The organism is Pseudomonas sp. MWU13-2105, assembly GCF_023242315.1.
Taxonomy (GTDB): Bacteria; Pseudomonadota; Gammaproteobacteria; order Pseudomonadales; family Pseudomonadaceae; genus Aquipseudomonas.
This window is the reverse complement of record NZ_JALLIY010000054.1, coordinates 1-2848: the sequence shown is the minus strand read 5'-3', so window position 1 is coordinate 2848 and position 2848 is coordinate 1. Positions and strand designations below refer to the sequence as shown.

At 54.5% G+C, this 2848-nt stretch carries 4 protein-coding genes; 2 read left to right on the top strand and 2 right to left on the bottom strand.

The genetic code is table 11. The annotated features are described in order from the left end of the window. Positions 1-324: CCDC90 family protein (locus tag M5B96_RS32190; RefSeq protein WP_248801176.1), on the bottom strand; the 324-nt coding region annotated here is incomplete at its 3' end. Between the two features lie 501 nt (positions 325-825). Between M5B96_RS32190 and M5B96_RS32185 the strand changes: the two genes are divergently transcribed. Then, positions 826-1224 carry a GFA family protein gene (locus M5B96_RS32185; RefSeq protein ID WP_248801174.1) on the top strand — a complete coding sequence of 133 codons (399 nt, stop codon included), beginning with the start codon at positions 826-828 and terminating at the stop codon, positions 1222-1224. Between the two features lie 80 nt (positions 1225-1304). Next, on the top strand, positions 1305-2105 hold the full coding sequence (locus M5B96_RS32180) for a PhzF family phenazine biosynthesis protein (protein ID WP_263859764.1): 801 nt from the start codon (positions 1305-1307) through the stop codon (positions 2103-2105). 274 nt (positions 2106-2379) lie between these two features. On the opposite strand, the gene M5B96_RS32175 is transcribed toward M5B96_RS32180, so the two are convergent. Continuing rightward, positions 2380-2848 (bottom strand): CCDC90 family protein (locus M5B96_RS32175; RefSeq protein WP_248801170.1); only part of this gene is annotated, 469 nt, incomplete at its 5' end.

The window sequence follows — 2848 nt, the reverse complement described above, 5'->3', positions numbered from 1 at the left end:
CGTCAGATTTTTGCCTAAGGTATCCACCTTGGTGTCAAGCTTCACCAGGCTTTTCTGAAGCTCGGAGATGTCGCTTTTCAATTCAGTACGAAGCGCCGAGATATCCGCTTTCACTTCGCTACGAAGCGCCGAGATATCCGCTTTCACTTCGCTACGAAGTACCGCAATGTCCGCTTTCAGTTCAGTGCGAACCGCTGAGACATCAGTTTTACTAGCAAAGACTGAGGTCATCTCTTTCTCCATTGCCTCAATGACAGCAGTAGCGTGTTCATCTGGAACGTTGGATGCGACCAACGCTTTGTACAAAACAGTTTCCATTTTCATGGAGCCTCCAAGATTAAGGGAGGACCTGGCCCATACGGGCGAGGCCCGTATGGGGGGAAACAGTGAAGCAACAGCAGAGCTTCCATCGACAGCAGTCGATCGGTCGCGCTACTGGAAGCGTTGCGACCTTGGGTGTGGATCATGCGCAATGGCGCATCGTAGCCTCCCGGATCCAAGCTACATGGGCATGTGGCTGACAACGTCAGCGGTACACCTCCACACAATGAATAACGCCGCAGGGGGTTGTCAAAACCCCAACTGCTACAAGCTTTTTCAGGTTCATGGCGCAGCTACAGAGCGGGGAAAGAGGACTACAAATCAGGCCCTACGATTCGCGTCGGATACTGACTGGCCGACTAGTCGGGCTTTGCCGAACGATGCGTATGTAGTGCACGGCAGCCCTGCAAAGCCAAGACTCTGGTCAATCAGAGTGCGCCCAGCCTGGCGCTTCGGTAATCTGCGGGTACTGCGGAGTCAACTTGCCGTACAAGGACGAAATCGATGATCAAGCGTATTGGTGAGACAGAGATCAAACCGGTTCACAACGCTTCCTGCCATTGTGGAGAGGTGGTGCTCGAGCTGGAATTACCGAACGGAGTGGTTGATCCGAAACGATGTAACTGCTCACTCTGCAAGAGGAGAGGCGCCGTCATGGGAACCGTTCCCCTCACGGGCCTGAGGATCCTGAAAGGGGCGGACGTGCTGAAGAGCTATCGCTTCAATACCCAGCAGGCCTGCCACTATTTCTGCTCCGTCTGTGGGGTCTACACCCATCACATCAGGCGAATCGATCCGTCACAGTGCGCCTACAACGTTGGCTGCTTGGACGGTGTTGACCCTGCAGACTTGGGCATGGTGCCGGTGAGTAACGGACGTAACCACCCGTTAGACAAAAAGTAAGCTGAGCAAAACGGATGAGAAGACCATTGCGGTGTCCTCCGCCCTGAGTACCCATCATCAACCACGTGCGAATCTAAAAAATGCACCTAAAGCGATTTAGATGTTTCGGAACAGACCCGAACAGCGGAAATGAAGCCTTGGTCATTTTCCAAGGAGGTTCATTCGAACGGTCTGTCGCTGAGCGGCAAAAATTCGCAGCCGAACAGAAGGCCAATGCCTGCGTCTTCATCAACACAATGGAAGACGGTATCGGACCGTGCGTTCTCGATTTTTACTATCCGCATGCTCGAAGTCCCCTCTGTCTGCACGCATCCCTGGCGGCTGCGCATTACATGCAGACCCATCATGTCGCTGAGTACTCAGGGTCAGCACTGACGTCCATGAGCAAACAGGTATTGACCTTTGCGCACGCAGGAAATGAGCTGCGTATCAGCGTCGAGCCTGATCATGTGAAAAGGCCTGTACCCACTGTCGGCGCCGTCGCAGAACTGCTTGGCTGCACAGAATCAGCGATCAAGACCCCGGCGGCCATCGCGTCAATCGGTAGCCCCAAGCTATTGGTTGAAATGGTCAGTCCCCAGGCGTTGTACGCGTTGCGCCCCGACCTGAATGAGATTGTCGCATGGGGGAAGGGAGCAGCCGTGAGCGGCATTTACGCCTACGCGCACCGTGAAATGAATCAGTACGAGGGACGTAATTTCAATCATCTGGAGGAGAGCCTGGAGGATGCTGCAACGGGAGTGGCCGCAGGCGCGCTCAGCGTACTCCTGGCAAGAAACATCATCCTGCATCAAGGCGCCATGCTGGGTAATAGATGTCAAATCAGCGCGTCGAATTGTGATGGATTGATCGGTGTTGGGGGCCTGGTTTACGAAGCATGACAGCAGAATCAGTGGCCTGGGAGAGGGGGTTGAGTGGGCATGGCCGACAAGGACCACGCCCATGAAGTGAAAGCCGATCAGCCGCGGGCATCGCAGGGCGCCGGTGTTCGATCAGCGTGCCAGCGTCTGCGCTGACGGAGTAGAGACCGAGTGGTTGAGGCTCGTAGAAAATGTTGGGAATGGTGCTTCTCCTGGTTCATGAAGAGGAACGCGGAGAACACTTCGCCCGGCGGGGAAGGATTCCCCGCGTGGGTGGATCGAGCGTGAGGTGTGGTTATAGCACCAGGTACTTCATAGCTGCCAATTGAAGACCGATAAACGCCGACAACATGACACCCATACGTATGGTGAGCTTGTTCTCCAGAGTCGCAAGCTCTTTGAGGCGCTTCTCGCCTTCAGTTACCAGCATATTGCGAACCTCGGAGATTTCGGCTTTCAGCTCAGCGCGAATCGTCGTGATACCCGCTTTCAGCTCTGTCTGAACCGTCGTTATGTCAGCTTTCAGTTCAGTACGAAGCGCCGACAAATCGGCTTTGGTAGCAAGGACTGAGGTCATCTCTTTCTCCATCGCCTCAATGACATCAGTGGCGTGTTGTTCCGGGACGTTAGACGCAACCAACGCCTTGTATAAAGCCATTTCCATTTTCATGGAACCTCCAAAATTAAGGGAGGACCTGGCCCATACGGGCGAGGCCCGTATGGGGGGGAAACAGTGAAGCAACAGCAGAGCTTCCATCGACAGC